Below are 15,377 nucleotides of genomic sequence, written 5' to 3'. Positions count from 1 at the left end.
TACTTTTCCAACCCAGTGAATTCCACTTCACGTCAGGATGTCGCGTGTTTGCTTGCCGAGCCGGCACGGCAAGACAACAGGATCAGTACCAGAAAGGACAGGTTTAGTACGGCGTTGAGGGGCGCCCCTACCAAAATCGAGCCTGAACTGTCGACGCAAAACCAGGACCATGCCGCAATCTGAGCAGTCTTGGTCGCAGCCACCGCCGATACCGGGGCAACGTATGTGCCCAGCGCCCATTGCATTCCTCCTAGACCGACCGTCAGGCCACCGGTGATAACCAGCAGTAAAGGCACTGGAACCGTCAGTTCCGAGGGAACGGCGTGAATTGGCCAATACGCGACTTGCAGAAAGATATGCGCGACGGGGTGCAGAAACGGCAGTGCGGCCAGAGCAAAGAGCACCCCGGTTGCAACAAGAACTCCGCCTGAAATACGCATTGCCGACTGTTGTTGGGTCATGACTTTCTCCTTTCAGTATTTGCTCTTCATGAGACTTGCGGCGGGTCCAAATCAATTACCTCAGAGGTAAGTGAATTCTGTTCGGACCCTTGCTAAACTCAGGTCATGACACCCTATCCCGGCATGCTGAAAGAGTGGCGAAAGCGTAGACGCATGAGCCAGTTGGACCTTGCGGTCGAAGCTGAGGTCAGCGCGCGCCATATCTCCTTTCTTGAAACAGGGCGGTCCCGGCCCAGCCTAGACATGATCCTTCACCTGTCCGAGGTCATGAACCTTCCGGTCGAAACCCGAAATCAGATGATGCGCGCCGAAGGCTTCGCGCCACGTTTTGCGGCAACGCCGATTGATCACGCGGCGATGTCGCCAATCCGCGATGCGGTCGAATGGACACTTCGGCAGCATGCCCCTTACCCAGGAATGGTTCTGGACCGACTCTGGAATGTTGTGATGCTCAACAGCGGAGCACAAAGGCTTTTCAAGCCGCTGGGAATCGGTGAGGGGCAAAGCCTGCTGGACCTGCTGACCAGTCCGGTGATGCCTGAGCTTGTCGAAAACTGGCCCGAGGTCGCGCATCACACGATGTTGCGGCTGCGCGCAGAAAGCGCCAACGCAGGCGGCATACCCGCACTGGACACCGCGGCGCGCGCTCTGTCACAACAAGGGCACGCCCGCAGTGATGCGGCGATCGGGCCGACAATTTCTACGATATACCGCTTTGGTGGTCAGAGGCTTTCCATGTTTGGAACCATTGCGCAATTCAGCACAGTCGCGGACGTCACGCTGGACGATTTGAAGATTGAGCTGTTTTTTCCGGCCGACGACCAAAGTGCTAAATTTCTGCGTGACCTTGCCCAATTGGCTGCCAGTTAAATGATGGTTTGACCAGAGCCATACCGCATCCCGATGATCCCCACTCATTCCCAAAGCCGGCAAGATTCGACAAACCGCCCTGCAAAAGCGATCTGGACGTCAAACAATTCTTCCCCTAGAACCTTACCTGTAACCTAGTCCCTAAAAGGACCAATTTCATGGTGTTCCCGTCGCAGGGCTGAGCAGCCCCCTCTCATTCTGAGCCTCAAGCTCTATACCGCGACTTTTTCGCCGGACGTTGTCCGGCAGGTGACCCATGACAGACCAAATCCTGATTTCGCAGGCGCCCACCCGCGCCGAATTTACACCGCTGATCCGGTTGGCCGTTCCGCTGATGGTCGGGCTGGCCGCAGCGCTATTGATCGGCGTCGTAGATACGGCGATGATTTCTCCGCTCGGGACGGTCCCGCTGGCGGCGGCTGGTGTGACCACGGCCGTTCTGATCATCCTGATTTCCGCTCTTTGGGGCTTGATCACCGCTATTTCCGTACAGATCAGCCAAGCCGAGGGTGCACGTGATGCTGCGCGGGTTGCGCTGGCGCTGCGCAGCGGGCTTTTGCTGTGTCTTCTGGGCGGCGGCGGCGCGGCATTGGTGATGATGGCACTCTATCCGTTGCTGGGGCCTTTGGGTCAACCGAAGGAGGTTCTGGCGATCTTGTTGCCGTACTGGATGTCAATGGCGATCTGGATCGTGCCTTTCACTCTGTTTTTCGGCCTGAAAGCTCTGTTCGACGCCGTTGGACGGCCTTGGACGGCTGTTGCGCTATCCTATCTGGGCGTCCTGTTCAACGTACCGGCAAACTATGCCTTCATTCACATCCTTGATCTTGGAATTTTGGGCGCTGGTCTGGCCAGCATACTCTCGCAATGTACGTCGTTGGTTGCCGGGATCTATGTGTTGATACGCGCGCCTGGGCTGGCCGCCTTTCGTCAGCGGGTGACCGTTGCATGGGCGGATGTCTGGTCACAGGCCAAGGACGCCCTGCCGCTCTGTCTTGGATATGCGGGTGAAGGCGGAGCCTACGCCGTAGTGGGCCTGATGATGGGCTGGTTGGGGGCCGAGGCGCTGGCCGCCCACCAAATCGTCAACGCGCTTGCGGGGCTGGCCTATATGATCCCGCTGGGCATGGCGGGTGCAGCCTCGATCCGTGTGGGTCTTGCAGTCGGCGCAGGTAGTCAGGAAAGGCTCAGACCGATCCTGAAGGCGTCCTTTTTGATGGTCACACTCTGGCAGGCGGTTGCCGCCATCGTCTTCATTACTGCGGGCCGGTTGATGGCGGAAAGCATGTCGGACGACCCGGCCGTCATTGACCTCGCGGTCACGCTGTTTTTCATCGTGGCACTGCTGCAGGTTGCGGATGGCGTTCAGGGAACTGCGTTGGGTGCGCTAAGGGGAATGTCGGACATGAACCTGCCGACGATCATTACACTGACGGCCTATTGGCCGCTTGCCTTGCCGGCCAGTTATGCACTTGGGTTCCTTTTCGATCTCGGAGCGGTCGGCGTCTGGATCGGCTACACTCTTGGCTTGGTGGTAGCAGCCGTCGCCCTGCCCTTGCGGTTCTGGGCGCTGACAAGGTCCTGAATTGTGGGAACCGGTCGATAAGAGAAACTTAACCGCGAGCAGTTTCCGCTCCTGTCCTCTAAAAGAAACGATAGCCCGAGCTAACGTTCGTTCTGTGGCAGTCCATCATCGATTTCGTAGTAGTCGCCTTTCTCTGACACGAAGATATGCAATGTGAGCGAGGTGTTCGTTGGTCCGTCGAATGTGCCCATGGCAACAGCCGTCCAGTCATGGTGGATCGGATCCCAGAACAATGTTGAACCACACGTGCCGCAGAAACCCAGCCGGACCTTCTCGGATGAATGGTGCCATCGCACCGCGTCTTCTCCCTCTACCCGAAGCGCCGTCCGGGGAATGCCGATGGAGGCTTCGTAGTGACCAGAATGCTTACGGTATTGCTGGCAGTGGCAAGCAGTGGGCCGCGGTAGGTGACCGTCCAATTCGATCCGCACAGCGCCGCAGAGACATGAAACCTTATGCATGGCCCACCTCCTTCGCTTTTTGCGAGTTTGTTCGACGTCGCAGGCTAAGAGCTTTGATCAGAGCTTTTGCCTCCGCTGGCGGTTCCTGTTCGATGCGCCGGTAGTCTGTTCCATTGTTGCGGCGGGTGAGAAGACCGCAAGAAACCATTGTTCGGCGAAGTGTTGCGGGATCTTCGAAGAGGTGGTCCAGGGTAAGGCGTTCATTTACCTCACGTTCTTGCATAGGCTTTGCCGCAGGCAGTCTCGCCCAAAGCGCCCAGAGAGCAAGCGTCTGCACTTTGCGTTTGGACGGCCACCGAATGAGGCGACCAACGGCATCGAATTGATGCACGGCACGCTCTACAGCTCGGGCATCAAAAGGCTGCACGTCAGTTGAGCGGATCAGTCTTTGCCCAGCCGCATGAACCGATCGCATATGTTGTAGGTTTTGAAAGCCCGCGGCACGCGCAGCCATGTTCATGAGCACTAGGTGCGATGGGCTTGCGTCGCCCAACTGTTGGGACAGGGAGCGTACAAAGCCAGTCAGGTCATCCGTGTACAACGGCAAAGGGAATCTAGGCATGGGTCATCCAATTCGAGCGCCAGTGCTGGATCGTCGGTCGCTGGCTTGACGAAACGGCGCTCTCATCTGAGTGAATGGTGCGATGCCGTTTGTTCTTTTTGGCAGGTTTAGCTCTCCAAAAGGAGCAGCGACGCCTCGGTGTCTGCCGACCGTGAACGAGGGATAACAATCTTTGCGACTTTGGCCAAGGCTGCATTCTGATGGCCATTGCGTCATTACCTTTGCTGTCATCCATCCCGCCCCGGTTCGCTCGGATCGCTTGAGAACAATGCGATCTTGTTGCCCTGAGGGTCGCGCAGGTATCCGACGAAGAAGCTTGGTCCGTAATACTCTCGGAAGCCCGGCGCGCCCTCGTCGGACCCACCGGCCTCAACAGCGGCTGAATGAAGGTCGCGAACCTGTTGTTGACTGCGTGCCTCAAAGGCAATCATTGTCCCGTTTCCAGCCGAGGCCTGAGACCCATCGAAGGGGGATTTGACATAGAACTCAGGTAGGTTTGGTGTTTGTCCTGGTTTCGCAGGTAACGCATAGCTCAGATCACCGTGATAGTACTCCAGTTGATAACCAAGATCCGGCAGGAACGCGGAATAGAAGCGTTCCGCAAGCCCTAAGTCGTCGGCACCAACAGTAATGTATGCGATCATTGTCTAGGTTCCTTAAAAGGTTGTTTTTTCTAACTGAAATCCGTCTAAATACCCTTTGCAATCCCCAACTTTTGCCTAGAGAAACCAGTATCGCCTCGCATGCTCAGCTTTGGCTTCTTCGATCGTCAAGCGTTTTCCTCTTGTCGGGGTCACCAAAGTGGGATTGCTGTATCGCTTTGACCTACGCAGGCCCCCAACGCTTAGTAAAGTTACAGTAACTGCGAGGGAGGCGCCGAGGCCAAACATGACACCCCATGAAAAACCTGCCGCTACTCCAGCTAGCACCGCTCCAAACGCGCCTACGCCATCCAATATCGCGAATGCACAACCCAGCGTGGTGGCTTCACTTCGATCCGAATGATCAACAGCCGCCGCAAGGATCACCGGCCGAACTGCGTCCAACGACGCAACCCCAAGCGTCATCATGGCGATCATGATCCAGAACGGAGGATCGAACATCAGTGTGCCAATTGCAAAGGCCGCAAACCCATTTCCGGTTGCAAGTACCGGCAAGCGGCCAATCCTGTCGGAAATTGATCCAACCCACGGCTGAGCCAGTGAACCACTTAAGACGATAGCCGCGAAGGCGATCCCGATGGTTCCTGGTGCAAAACCGTGAGCTGTCGCCAGATAGAACGGTATCATGCTCAACAATCCGATCAGTACCATGTTGTAGAGTGAAACTGTCGCGACGAGGCGCAACCCGCTTCGGCTCCGCCATGCCTGCATCAGCTCCGAAATGTCTTGTCGGTTCACACGCGGATTTTTGACGGCTGGGACTGCTTGAGCTACTCTTAGGAAGCACAGACCGACGAAAACAGTCGGCAGCACCGAAACGACCAGAGCACCACGCCAATCAACCGTCGATAGAACCAAACCGACAGACAGTGGAGCCAAGACTTCGGCGAGCGAACCGCCAACCGCATGTATACCCAAGGCACGGGCGCAAGTGTTCCTGTTGGCGCTCGTCAACACACCCGTTGCAATCGGATGCCAGGCCGCATTTCCCATCCCAGCAATCGCCAAAAGCACAGCTAGGCTCCAAAACCCCGGAGCCAGTGATGCAATCGCGTAGCCGATAGCGACCCAAAAGAAGGTGCTGACGAGAAGGCAACCTCTGTTGGAGACATGGTCCGCCACCAGACCTGCAGGCACATAGGCCAAAGCACCGCCAATGGTGAACAGCGTGAAAAGCAAGCCGACCTCGGCAGGCGAAAGGTGCATTGAAAGGCCAGCAGCGGGCACGATCAGCCACAGAGCTGCGATTGGCCAGTCGTTCGCGAAGTGGCCCACGGCGAACCAGGCCATCAGGGTTCGGTTTGCCATGGTAGCTTTTTCTTTCAGAGCGACACATCGGACCCAATGCCCAACGGATTGGTAATACCTAGCTAGCGGTGATATGTCTGTCTGTCGAAATCAAGGCTACTACCATCGAGGAATCGTCATTGTCTGAAAGCTTAACAAAACAAGCTGATCGCCCCAGATATCTCGGGGAGACAATCAAGCCAGTGTCAGGCGAAAGCTACGACTGGCATAGTCACGATTTTGGCCAACTCATCTCCGCAGCTTCGGGCTCGATGTATGTGGGCACACCTGACCGAGTTCTGCTCCTAAGCCCGGCCATGGCGATTTGGATCCCCCCCGACCAACAGCACTGGATGCGCTACGGTTCGAACAACGTCATGCACTACGTGGATGTCAATTGTGATGAGGCGGTGCGGCTTGGTCCCGCCTGCCGGGTCGTCGCTATGACGCCGCTTCTTGATGCGCTGTTCGTTGCAGCGATGCCAGAGGCCACAAATACGCGTACGACCGATCACAACGCAGCGCTGCACACCCTTCTCAGACACGAGTTGCTCGCTGCAAAGGACGTACCGCTCACTCTGGCTTTGCCGAAAGACGCGCGACTGCAGGGAATTGCGCAATCTGCCCTTGATGACCCAGGCAGCGTTCGCTCGGTAATGGCTTGGTTGTCAGATGTGCCTGCAAGTCGAAAGACCATTGAACGACTTTTCATTGCAGAAACGGGCATGCCACCGTCAAAATGGTTACGGCAGGTAAGGGTCCTTCATGCTGTCTCACTGCTTGCATCAGGTGCAAGTGTAACTTCGGTGGCGTTTGACATGGGATACGGGTCAACGAGCGCGTTCAGCTACATGTTCCGACAAACGCTTGGCATAAGTCCGAGAGAAGTTTTGAAAAACCGAACTGTTGTTCCAAATTGACTAAGCAATCGTCCCAAATGGGAGATCAATCCACCAAAAGTGATACTGCGTTGCGACCCGTCGAACCTGCCATTCGCTTCGCCCGCGCAATCTGATTTTCGTTGGATGACGGCAACGCGGGACCATGCCGCCAGCGTCAAATCGAGCAAAAAATGAACCTGACCTGCCACATGAAAGGTCAGCACCGGCTCCCAAGGGTTATATTAGCGGCCTCCAGAAGAAAACTCTATCATACCCTGCCGCCCAAAAATCCCTGATACGAACTCCTACGCTATAGCCGTTCTTGCGATAAAACTCGCGTGTCTGTGCGAACTCGTATGTGCCTGAAGTTTCAGTTATCTAGGTGCGCTGCACATGTTCCTTGAGTTTGACCTCCGGGTGCTCAGCGATGGCGCCGCAAAAACCGTTTCCCTGATCGGTTGGCACAATTGCGATGGCGAGCATACTCCATGCACCTTCAGCAAGTGTATCTGGGACTGCGTAGCAGAAGCGGAAAGCGAAACGTTTGCTGTGCAGGACAGCCAAGTATCAGAGCTTTCACCGTCGGATAGGAAACTACCCAACATTTCAGTAGGGAAGAGTTCTGTGCCGCAAGACAACTCCTGAAAGGCAGCAATATCGACTTGCCATGTTAGTCGTATTTTCGTTGGTAATCCGCCTTTCTACGCGTAGGCACGCTAGCAAGGAGGCTCGATGTGACAAGCGCAAAGCTTGTAGAATGGTTATGATCGTTGGGTGCATATGAGCCACAAAAATGCAATGCCTGACACTCATGCACAGGCTTTATTTGGATTGCTCGTCCTGCCGTTCAGAACTTAGCGGTTTCTCGCATTCGTATGCATAAAAGTCTAATCTACTGGCTTCCGTACCAAGAGTGAAAATAGGATCTCAGTGCAGTAGCCTACGAGCAATAAGACGTAGGATAGGGATCGGTGTCGACGTTTGAAGCCCGCGCTCAATTGGATAAAAAACTACGCTTTCGATGCCCACTCGGACACGACAGCCCACCCCAATGCGTTGGTCTCGCAACAGAAGGTGTGCACGACTGAGATACAGGCGAAGCGCAACAGGAGCATCCGGTCAGCATGCCTTTTTGTGCGATAACCGATACGTCAGCAAGCGCGTATAGCGGTTTCGTCGGGGGAGATATTGTTTCCTTTGGCGGCGACAATGACGCGCGGTCAAGATCGAAGTCGTCAAATAGGGGAAATACGTCACCCTCAAGTACGGTCCCCCAGATACCGATGTCTTTTATCTTGCCCGCCTCCACTTCAAATGGGTCTTCTTCAAGGATGGTGAAGTTTGCCAACTTACCAGGAGCGATAGAGCCAATCTCATCCTCCAATCGCAAGGACTGTGCTGCATCGAGGGTCACGGCCCGCAGAGCGTCTTCGACGGACAAGCGGTGTTCAGGACCCGCGACCCGGCCAGAGAAGGTTGTTCGGTTTACACCAGCCCACACGAGGAACAGCGGTTTTCCGGGGGCCATCGGTACGTCAGAGTGGAAAGAGATAAGAGTACCTTTGGCCTTGATTGTGCCAAGGGGTATAGTGTCATCTGCACGTTCTGGACCCAGTCCAAGCTCGCTGTATCGATCTGACAGCGCGTTAACGTAGTAAGGATTTCCACTGACAATGCAGCCTAGTTCGGCAATCCGATCCGCCTGATCTTTACGAGCATACCCAAAATAGACCAGCGTGGTTCGATGATCTGCGCGTAGCATCCGACGCATGTTCCGTTCAACGGCGTCCAAGATTAAATCTACGGCAAGGTCGCCGGTCTGTTGAACATGTATCTGATAGCCGGCTTCCCAATATGCATCAAACCCCGGGTTGAACTCGTCGGGTTGCATGATCCACTCGCCGTGGAAATCGCCACCTGAGTAAGGCTTCGATACCTGCATTGCCAAACTGTAAACGGCACCATCGGCGAAGAGTTTTTCCTGCTTTGGCATGAAAGCCGTCTTGCCCGCTCCCCAATCGAGCAGCTTTTCGGTCTCCTCGATCATCGAGCCTTTCTGGAAGTGTGCGGCAGCAAGCGAATTACCATCAGCTATGAAATACGTTCGAAGCGGTGCGTCGGGGCCCGAAAAGACAGCGTTGGTCGCCTCTTGAAGAGGTCGGGACAGCACGCCTCCTGGCTCCGCGGCAACCGTGACGCCAGTACGATGCATATACTCGCGCGCCAGCCTGAGAACTGCGTCCAATCGCTCTGGCGTTGCAAGCACCGGTGCGACCGCCGGAAGAACGGCGAACATTCCTGCCTCAAAGAAATACCCTTCATCGAAGCTAGATTGCTCAAGTGCGAGCCCCTTAAAGCTAACGACGAATTCTTGGGTGATGCCCAGAAGTTCCAAAGCCGGTTTGTTAAGGATTAACTCATGCGCAGATCGGTGGACGATGATGATTGGACGCGTGCTGCTTTTCTCGTCGAGTTGCGATCGTCTGATCAGCCCGTGAAAGAAATGGTGGTAACCCTAAGTCAACAACAATGCGTCAGGATCATCCATAGCCGCTTCGGCTGCCTGCAAACGGGACCGGTAGTCCGCCTCACCCTTAGCAGCTTTTGAAGATCCAGTCGGAATATTCCAATCTTCTATCGATATGATCTCGGTCGTCAGGGTAAATCCAGCGAGGAATGGATGCACGTGCTGGTCGATCAAACCCTCAATAATGACTTTTTCAGAGAACCGATCGTCCAATCGATAGGGTTGCGATCCGATCCTGTCGACTATTTCTTTTTTTTGGACCCGCAGCCAGAACACGGTCTCCGACGACAGCTACCGCGTTGATAGCAGGGTCATTGCCCTCCATAGTGATGACCCGCCGCGCTGTGTAGACCATGATTTACGGCAGTGTTTGGAGCTGGCTCCCAAAATCTTGCAAAGATGATGCCGCATGACTGAAACTGGCTTTAGCAATCGCGATCATCGGCGCAGTGCCAAGGATGGTCATTGCCGTGCGGCGGGTGACATTCAGAGTGGAAATAATTGTTAATTTCTCAATAAGGTGAAGCTGGTCTGAGCCTAGCACCGGGATGCTCGAACCAAGAAAGGAAAATTCCAATCGACCTTGGAGAACGCGCCAATCTTTCACGACCACGTTAATGCGGAATTTGTGACAAGTGCCAATAGCCGCTTGGGTCTCAGATTTGCCATTCTCCGCATCGAGCACTATTGCTTGGTCGCAGTCCGAAACGAGCGTTCAAATCAAGGTCTTGAAATTCCAATTTTTCGCAGAACGTGACATGAGTAAATAGTATTGTAGGCATTCGATTAGATTTTCGCTTTATTGCGCGCAACTTAGGCGATTTTCGGCTAGTGTTTTCATCCCATGCCAAAAGAAAAGACCGCGAGCAACAAGCGATCAAACCGGCGCAAGTTTTTTAGGCCCGTCCTTTCACCACGTTCCTATAAGCCGAAGGCGACATCCCACACCATTTTCGGAATGCCCTCGAAAACGCGGTGGCGTCTGCGTAGCCAAGCCGCAGTGCGGTCTCACCAACGGACTTCCCTACCGGACCCAACAGCTCCTTTGCCTCTTCCAATTTGACGCCAGATATGACCTGAGATGCTGATAGCCCATAAGGGGCCAGCCGATTGTTCAAAGTCTCCCGGTGGAAACCACACAGGCGCGCCAGTTCGTCTACGCCAAATCCCGGCTCGCCAAGATGAATTCGGATCAGGCCCTGAAGCCCGGCTAAGAAATCTTGAGGCGCATGCTGATCGAGGGTAGGGCTTGTCAGGTCTGACGGGTTTTCCAATGTTTCCGAGAGCAACTGATGGCTCAGCCAGGGTGAGGGAAACCGGATCGAAAAACCCTGTGGGCCGCACTTGATAGCTTGAACTCCATGAAAGTGCCTAGGTAGCACGTCAGGTTCGCTTACCCGTAAAATGATTTGGCTCGGGTCCCACCTGAAATCCAAAACCCGGTGCAGTAGTGATATCCAAATGCTCGCCAGAAATGCGTCGGTCTGTCCGGGCGAAACCGAAATGCTGAAATTCCGCTTGGCACTGAAATAAGCGTGCTCGCCTTCGACAAGCAGCGATTGTGTGACAGCGTTGGATTCTTTCGAGACGGCTTGAGTGTAGCGCGTAAAGAAGTCGCCCAGCGTCAACGCCTCGGCCAACATGTCACCAAGAGGCAGAAACCGAACAAGGTCAATTGATTGACCAACTTGCGCGCAGAAGTCTGGTGATGTTGCGTCAGCAGCGGCTTGATGGATTTTGTAAATCGTCTCATGTGGCAGGAAATTCTGGCGATCCATCACCTGAGCTTCGCTCACGCCCAGAGGGTCTAGAACGAAGGCTGGTTCAACACCGGCGCCACGCAAAGCAGCTACCACGGGTGCAGCAACCGATGCCCGAACCAGCGGCAAGGCCTTCTTTGTGTTTTGGTCAAATACGTCCATGTCGCCCTCAAATATCATGAAGGTAACGACAGAAAGACAGGAAACACACAAAAAGGTGCCAAAAGCATGCAGAATGCCAAATCAATTTGGTGCAGCCCGCCATACTGTCAGGCAAAATCCCGCAATCACTCTAAAATCATATTCAGAAACATACATCTGTGATTCGTATTTGGAGGGCCTCAATGACACCGAAATTCAAACACCTGGTGGCCACAACAGCCTTTTCTGCAAGCCTGGCAATCGCGGGCCAAGGTTTTGCGCAGGAAGAGAGCTTTCCGATCCTATTTACCAATGTGCACGTATTTAACGGTGTCGATGAACAGCGAATTGAGAACGCAAACGTGCTGGTCGTGGACAACCTGATCGCAGAAGTATCGTCGGAACCGTTGGCCGTCGCCAATGCCCAGATCATTGACGGTGGTGGTCGCACGCTGATGCCGGGCTTGATCGACGCACATGTGCACATGACGGTCACCGAACCGGTGGCTGACCTGCGCGATAACTTCGACTGGATGTACTGGGGTGCTGTTTCAACAATTGAAGCCGAAAAAATGCTTCTGCGAGGGTTCACAACAGTGCGGGATGCGGGCGGCCCCGCAATTGGTCTTCAAAAAGCGATTGATCGGGGCAAGGCCATTGGTCCGCGTATCTACGCCTCTGGGCCTGTGATCTCGCAAACCTCGGGGCATGGAGAGCATCGCGTCTACACCGAGCCCCATCCCAATTTCATGGGGGCGCAACCATCCTTCTTTAACCAACACCGGGAGTTTCTGGCAGACGGCGTGCCGGAAACGCTGCGTGCGACGCGCGAAGCCCTGCGTCTTGGCGCTGTCCAAATCAAAGTCATGGCGGGAGGTGGGGTGTCCTCTTCAGTTGATCCTCTACACACCGTTCAAGGTCTTCCGGAAGAGCTGGAGGCGTCTGTTCGGGCCGCTGCCGATTGGGGAACCTACGTGATGGTTCACGCCTATACGGACGAGTCCATTGTGCGGTCGATTGAGGCAGGTGTGATTAGCATTGAACATGGACAACTGATGACAGAAATCGGTGCGCAAGCGATCAAGGACGCGGATGCCTGGATTGTTCCGTTCTATTCTCTTTTGGGACTGGACGAACAAACCGTTATTTCCGCTCTTGGACCAGGGGCCGCTGAAAAGTTCCTCAGCGTGCAAGCGGGTGCGCGAAATCAGATGCAGTTGATCAAAGATTTCGGGATCGAGAATGTGGCTTTCTCGACGGATATTATCGGCGATCCCGTCGCGCTGACCAAGCAAAACGATGAGTTCAAATACCGGCTGGAGGCGTGGACTTCGTACGAAATCCTGCAACAGGCCACGTCAAAATCGGCCGCACTTCTGGCACTGTCAGGAAAACTCAACCCCTACACAACAGGCCCGCTGGGAGTGATCGAACAAGGCGCATACGCCGATCTGCTGCTTGTTGAAGGAAACCCGGTCGAGGATGCCGAGATCCTGGTCGACTACACCAACAACATCGACCTGATCATGAAAGATGGCGAGATCTACAAGAATACACTCGATTGAGTGTCGCGCGGGGTGAATTTACCTCGACATCCCGCGCCCCCTTAGTTTGACAAATGGGAGTACTGACACGTGAAAACACTGGCCTCACTGACAGCAATCGCTGGATTTGTTTCCTTGGCAGCAAGCGGCGCGTTGGCGCAGGACGCGCTCCCGCAAACCTTGTTCACCAATGTGCATATCTTTGACGGAATTAGTGAAGAGCGGATCGAAAACGCGAATGTTCTGGTTGAAGGCAATCTCTTAAAGACAGTCTCGACCGACGGTATTGATGCGCCCGACGCAACGCTTGTTGACGGGGGTGGTCGCACGCTGATGCCAGGGTTGATTGACAGTCACGTGCATCTCTACGCTACAGGGCTCGTGCAATCCTTCTCGGGTCTTCAGGCCGCCAAATGGGATCAGATCGGGGCCACAGCAGCCGAAAATGCCCGCGACTATCTCTACGATGTTTACACCACGGTGCGGGATACCGGCGGAATGGGATCAGGTCTGCGTGAACTGATAGACAAAGGGATTGTAGACGGCCCGCGCATCTATGCGTCAGGTGCGGCCATCGGCCCGACATCCGGGCACGGTGACTGGCGAAACCCCGAGCAGCGAACCTTCAACATGGGATCGGACGACGTCGCCAATACGTTCAACCTGTCCTATATTGCTGATGGTGCCGAGGAAATCCGGAAGGCATCGCGGCTTAACTTCGCGCACGGGGCGAGTTTCCTGAAACTTATGGCCGGTGGCGGTGTGTCATCCGAGCTCGATCCGCTCTGGTCCGTTGCTTACAACGTTGATGAGATTTCAACAGCGGTCGAGGCTGCGTCCTTCTTTGATACATATGTGACAGTTCACGCCTATACGGACGAAACAGTAACAATGGCTCTGGACGCCGGCGTCAAGTCGCTGGAGCACGCTCAGATGGTGAGCGAAGAGACCGTCAAACGCATTGCGGATGAGGGTATCTTCTGGGCCTTGAATGTAGCTGGAATGGATCCGGCGCTGCTTGATCACCCCAATTTCTCAATGCCAACGGTGAAACCGAAACTGGAAGAATATCTGGTCGGGTCAGAAAACGTCGTTGAGTACATCAAGAAGTACAAGCCCAAGATCGTGCATAACGTCGACACCGTGCTGTCCACCATTGGGTTTGGCCGTGCACACCGGGACTTTGAAAAATACTACTTCGCTGAATTGCTGGGTAACCATGCTTTCCTGGTTGCAGCGACCTCGACTGGTGGCGAGTTGGCACAACTGACTGGGCCGCGGAACCCTTATCCCAACAAACTGGGCGTGATCGAAGAAGGGGCCTATGCAGACATCCTGATCGTAGACGGAAACCCGCTGGAGGATCTGTCGGTTCTTGGAGCAAATCCAAAGTGGTTTGATGCAGCACCGCGGGATCGGGGGTTCGAGACCATTCGCGTGATCATGAAAGACGGCGTCTTCTACAAGAATACACTCGAATGAGCGGTGTATGGGGAATTTGACACCTGCGCCTTGCATCGTCGATCCTGAACAGGGGAGCGATCAATGAACAAGGTAATCGCAGTAGCTCTATGCGTATTTGGGATCGGCGTTGCTGAAGCTGCAGCGGATGAAAACCAAAGCCGATACTATCTGGGGATCGGGGAACCAAACCCCGATGCCTGGAAAATCATGATCGACAACCCGACCGACCGGGAAAAGGACATGGGCGCTGCACTCGCCGCAATGGGCGGTGAGATGATAAGCTATTTTTGGGGACTGGCAGATGGCAAGAACGACATCACCGTCCGTTTCCCGGACGATCCAGGCATGGTGCAGGCCATGTATATTTCGCGTCTGAGCCAAGGGGTTCTAAAAGACTACAGGTTCATCGAACTGATGACGAGCGCGGACATGGTTGAAGCCCTGAAGCGCGTGCCGGAATTTTCAACTCCGGTCGAATGAAGTTAGGAAGCAAAGGAACAGTCTATGAAGATCGTGTACGGAATTCTCGCAGCCTTATCAGTTGTGTTTTTCATCCTTGGAGGCAGCGATGCTTATGCCAAAGACAACAAGGGTAAGAAGCCGAACAAGGGGGGCAAGGACCGTGATGTCAGCATTCAGATTGAAGACAAACCCGGCAAAGGCCCAAAGGCTGTGCCACCTGGCCAGATCAAGCGCTACACGCGCGGTGCCAAGCTCCCATCTGACCTGGAGTTCGAGGAAATCGGGGACCTTTCCAAATGGAAGTTGAAGGAGCCGGGCAACGGAAACCGCTACATTCAGGTCGATGGTGAAGTCCTCGAAGTTACAAATGACCTGTCTACCGTTGTTGATGCCGTCGGCATCGTCGGTGATCTTCTCAACTAGACGAAAGTACGATGTTTCAGGGCAAGAATTACCTCGTTTGCCCTGACGCTGGCCGGGGCGATCTTTCTGTGAACCCCGGCCCAAGGTCACAACCCGGACACCAGACCTAGCGATGGAAAAAGCCCTTCTTGTACTTTTTGCGCTTGCTACCCTTTCGTGAGCACGCGTCCTGCTCGCGCAGGAATCCGGTGCAACTGAATGATGAACCGTCAGAGCCAGTGGCAATGGGCGCTGTTCTGATGAAACTTTGGAGCATATGATAATGCGTCTTTCCTGTGCAGTAATAG

General features: G+C 54.6%; 17 protein-coding genes. 8 read left to right on the top strand and 9 right to left on the bottom strand.

Annotated features, from left to right (window positions below):
* Window positions 1-32: 32 nt before the first annotated feature.
* Window positions 33-461, bottom strand: a complete 429-nt coding sequence (locus ACR0B5_RS06045) for a hypothetical protein (protein ID WP_480539170.1) — start codon at window positions 459-461, stop codon at window positions 33-35.
* Between the two features lie 105 nt (window positions 462-566).
* Between ACR0B5_RS06045 and ACR0B5_RS06040 the strand changes: the two genes are divergently transcribed.
* A complete protein-coding gene (locus ACR0B5_RS06040; protein WP_480539168.1) occupies window positions 567-1,331 on the top strand; it encodes an MmyB family transcriptional regulator in 765 nt (254 codons plus the stop codon).
* A gap of 256 nt (window positions 1,332-1,587) precedes the next feature.
* Window positions 1,588-2,916 (top strand): MATE family efflux transporter, encoded by a 1,329-nt coding sequence (locus ACR0B5_RS06035; protein ID WP_480539166.1) that lies wholly within the window; start codon window positions 1,588-1,590, stop codon window positions 2,914-2,916.
* An 80-nt stretch (window positions 2,917-2,996) separates the two neighbouring features.
* Here the strand turns inward: ACR0B5_RS06035 and ACR0B5_RS06030 are convergent, their stop codons facing one another.
* The 4 genes from ACR0B5_RS06030 to ACR0B5_RS06015 all read right to left on the bottom strand — a co-directional run bounded on the left by ACR0B5_RS06030 (window position 2,997) and on the right by ACR0B5_RS06015 (window position 5,909).
* The gene (locus ACR0B5_RS06030) at window positions 2,997-3,377 is read right to left on the bottom strand and encodes a GFA family protein (RefSeq protein WP_480539164.1); all 381 of its coding nucleotides are present in this window, start codon (window positions 3,375-3,377) and stop codon (window positions 2,997-2,999) included.
* A complete protein-coding gene (locus tag ACR0B5_RS06025; protein WP_480539162.1) occupies window positions 3,370-3,831 on the bottom strand; it encodes a DUF2087 domain-containing protein in 462 nt (153 codons plus the stop codon). The genes ACR0B5_RS06030 and ACR0B5_RS06025 overlap by 8 nt, the downstream gene beginning before the upstream one ends.
* Window positions 3,832-4,166: 335 nt before the next feature.
* Complete coding sequence (locus ACR0B5_RS06020; protein WP_480539160.1) at window positions 4,167-4,583, bottom strand: VOC family protein; 417 nt, start codon at window positions 4,581-4,583, stop codon at window positions 4,167-4,169.
* Window positions 4,584-4,658: 75 nt separating this feature from the next.
* Window positions 4,659-5,909, bottom strand: coding sequence for an MFS transporter (locus ACR0B5_RS06015; RefSeq protein WP_480539158.1), 1,251 nt, complete (start codon window positions 5,907-5,909; stop codon window positions 4,659-4,661).
* Between the two features lie 119 nt (window positions 5,910-6,028).
* Here ACR0B5_RS06015 and ACR0B5_RS06010 point away from each other — a divergent pair, with 119 nt between their 5' ends.
* Entirely contained in the window at window positions 6,029-6,808 is a 780-nt protein-coding gene (locus ACR0B5_RS06010) for an AraC family transcriptional regulator (RefSeq protein WP_480539156.1), read from the top strand.
* 354 nt (window positions 6,809-7,162) lie between these two features.
* Complete coding sequence (locus tag ACR0B5_RS06005) at window positions 7,163-7,414, top strand: hypothetical protein (RefSeq protein WP_480539154.1); 252 nt, start codon at window positions 7,163-7,165, stop codon at window positions 7,412-7,414.
* Between the two features lie 349 nt (window positions 7,415-7,763).
* On the opposite strand, the gene ACR0B5_RS06000 is transcribed toward ACR0B5_RS06005, so the two are convergent.
* The 4 genes from ACR0B5_RS06000 to ACR0B5_RS05985 form a co-directional block, all read right to left on the bottom strand.
* Entirely contained in the window at window positions 7,764-9,209 is a 1,446-nt protein-coding gene (locus tag ACR0B5_RS06000; RefSeq protein WP_480539317.1) for an amidohydrolase, read from the bottom strand.
* Window positions 9,210-9,284: 75 nt separating this feature from the next.
* Entirely contained in the window at window positions 9,285-9,572 is a 288-nt protein-coding gene (locus ACR0B5_RS05995) for a hypothetical protein (RefSeq protein WP_480539153.1), read from the bottom strand.
* A gap of 82 nt (window positions 9,573-9,654) precedes the next feature.
* Entirely contained in the window at window positions 9,655-9,981 is a 327-nt protein-coding gene (locus tag ACR0B5_RS05990; RefSeq protein ID WP_480539151.1) for a hypothetical protein, read from the bottom strand.
* Between the two features lie 211 nt (window positions 9,982-10,192).
* The gene (locus tag ACR0B5_RS05985) at window positions 10,193-11,218 is read right to left on the bottom strand and encodes a helix-turn-helix domain-containing protein (protein ID WP_480539149.1); all 1,026 of its coding nucleotides are present in this window, start codon (window positions 11,216-11,218) and stop codon (window positions 10,193-10,195) included.
* Between the two features lie 182 nt (window positions 11,219-11,400).
* On the opposite strand from ACR0B5_RS05985, the gene ACR0B5_RS05980 reads away from it, so the two are divergent.
* From ACR0B5_RS05980 to ACR0B5_RS05965, 4 genes are all read left to right on the top strand, one after another.
* Window positions 11,401-12,762: a metal-dependent hydrolase family protein gene (locus ACR0B5_RS05980; protein ID WP_480539147.1), complete on the top strand. Its 1,362-nt coding sequence runs from the start codon at window positions 11,401-11,403 to the stop codon at window positions 12,760-12,762.
* 69 nt (window positions 12,763-12,831) lie between these two features.
* Window positions 12,832-14,223, top strand: coding sequence for a metal-dependent hydrolase family protein (locus tag ACR0B5_RS05975; RefSeq protein WP_480539145.1), 1,392 nt, complete (start codon window positions 12,832-12,834; stop codon window positions 14,221-14,223).
* A gap of 63 nt (window positions 14,224-14,286) precedes the next feature.
* Complete coding sequence (locus tag ACR0B5_RS05970; protein WP_480539143.1) at window positions 14,287-14,685, top strand: hypothetical protein; 399 nt, start codon at window positions 14,287-14,289, stop codon at window positions 14,683-14,685.
* Between the two features lie 24 nt (window positions 14,686-14,709).
* Entirely contained in the window at window positions 14,710-15,090 is a 381-nt protein-coding gene (locus ACR0B5_RS05965) for a hypothetical protein (RefSeq protein WP_170463054.1), read from the top strand.
* The last annotated feature ends 287 nt before the right edge of the window (window positions 15,091-15,377 follow it).

It is taken from the genome of Ruegeria sp. AG1, from assembly GCF_056541705.1.
Note: the sequence above shows the minus strand (reverse complement) of the source record. Positions and strands in the feature narration are given on the sequence as shown.

Bases quoted from the DNA above. Each gene is read 5' to 3' on its own strand.
- ACR0B5_RS06030 (WP_480539164.1), bottom strand. From the start codon at position 3,377: ATGCATAAGGTTTCATGTCTCTGCGGCGCTGTGCGGATCGAATTGGAC.
- ACR0B5_RS05985 (WP_480539149.1), bottom strand. From the start codon at position 11,218: ATGGACGTATTTGACCAAAACACAAAGAAGGCCTTGCCGCTGGTTCGG.
- ACR0B5_RS06045 (WP_480539170.1), bottom strand. From the start codon at position 461: ATGACCCAACAACAGTCGGCAATGCGTATTTCAGGCGGAGTTCTTGTT.
- ACR0B5_RS06005 (WP_480539154.1), top strand. From the start codon at position 7,163: ATGTTCCTTGAGTTTGACCTCCGGGTGCTCAGCGATGGCGCCGCAAAA.
- ACR0B5_RS06015 (WP_480539158.1), bottom strand. From the start codon at position 5,909: ATGGCAAACCGAACCCTGATGGCCTGGTTCGCCGTGGGCCACTTCGCG.
- ACR0B5_RS05965 (WP_170463054.1), top strand. From the start codon at position 14,710: ATGAAGATCGTGTACGGAATTCTCGCAGCCTTATCAGTTGTGTTTTTC.
- ACR0B5_RS05980 (WP_480539147.1), top strand. From the start codon at position 11,401: ATGACACCGAAATTCAAACACCTGGTGGCCACAACAGCCTTTTCTGCA.
- ACR0B5_RS06040 (WP_480539168.1), top strand. From the start codon at position 567: ATGACACCCTATCCCGGCATGCTGAAAGAGTGGCGAAAGCGTAGACGC.
- ACR0B5_RS06035 (WP_480539166.1), top strand. From the start codon at position 1,588: ATGACAGACCAAATCCTGATTTCGCAGGCGCCCACCCGCGCCGAATTT.
- ACR0B5_RS06025 (WP_480539162.1), bottom strand. From the start codon at position 3,831: ATGGCTGCGCGTGCCGCGGGCTTTCAAAACCTACAACATATGCGATCG.
- ACR0B5_RS05970 (WP_480539143.1), top strand. From the start codon at position 14,287: ATGAACAAGGTAATCGCAGTAGCTCTATGCGTATTTGGGATCGGCGTT.
- ACR0B5_RS06020 (WP_480539160.1), bottom strand. From the start codon at position 4,583: ATGATCGCATACATTACTGTTGGTGCCGACGACTTAGGGCTTGCGGAA.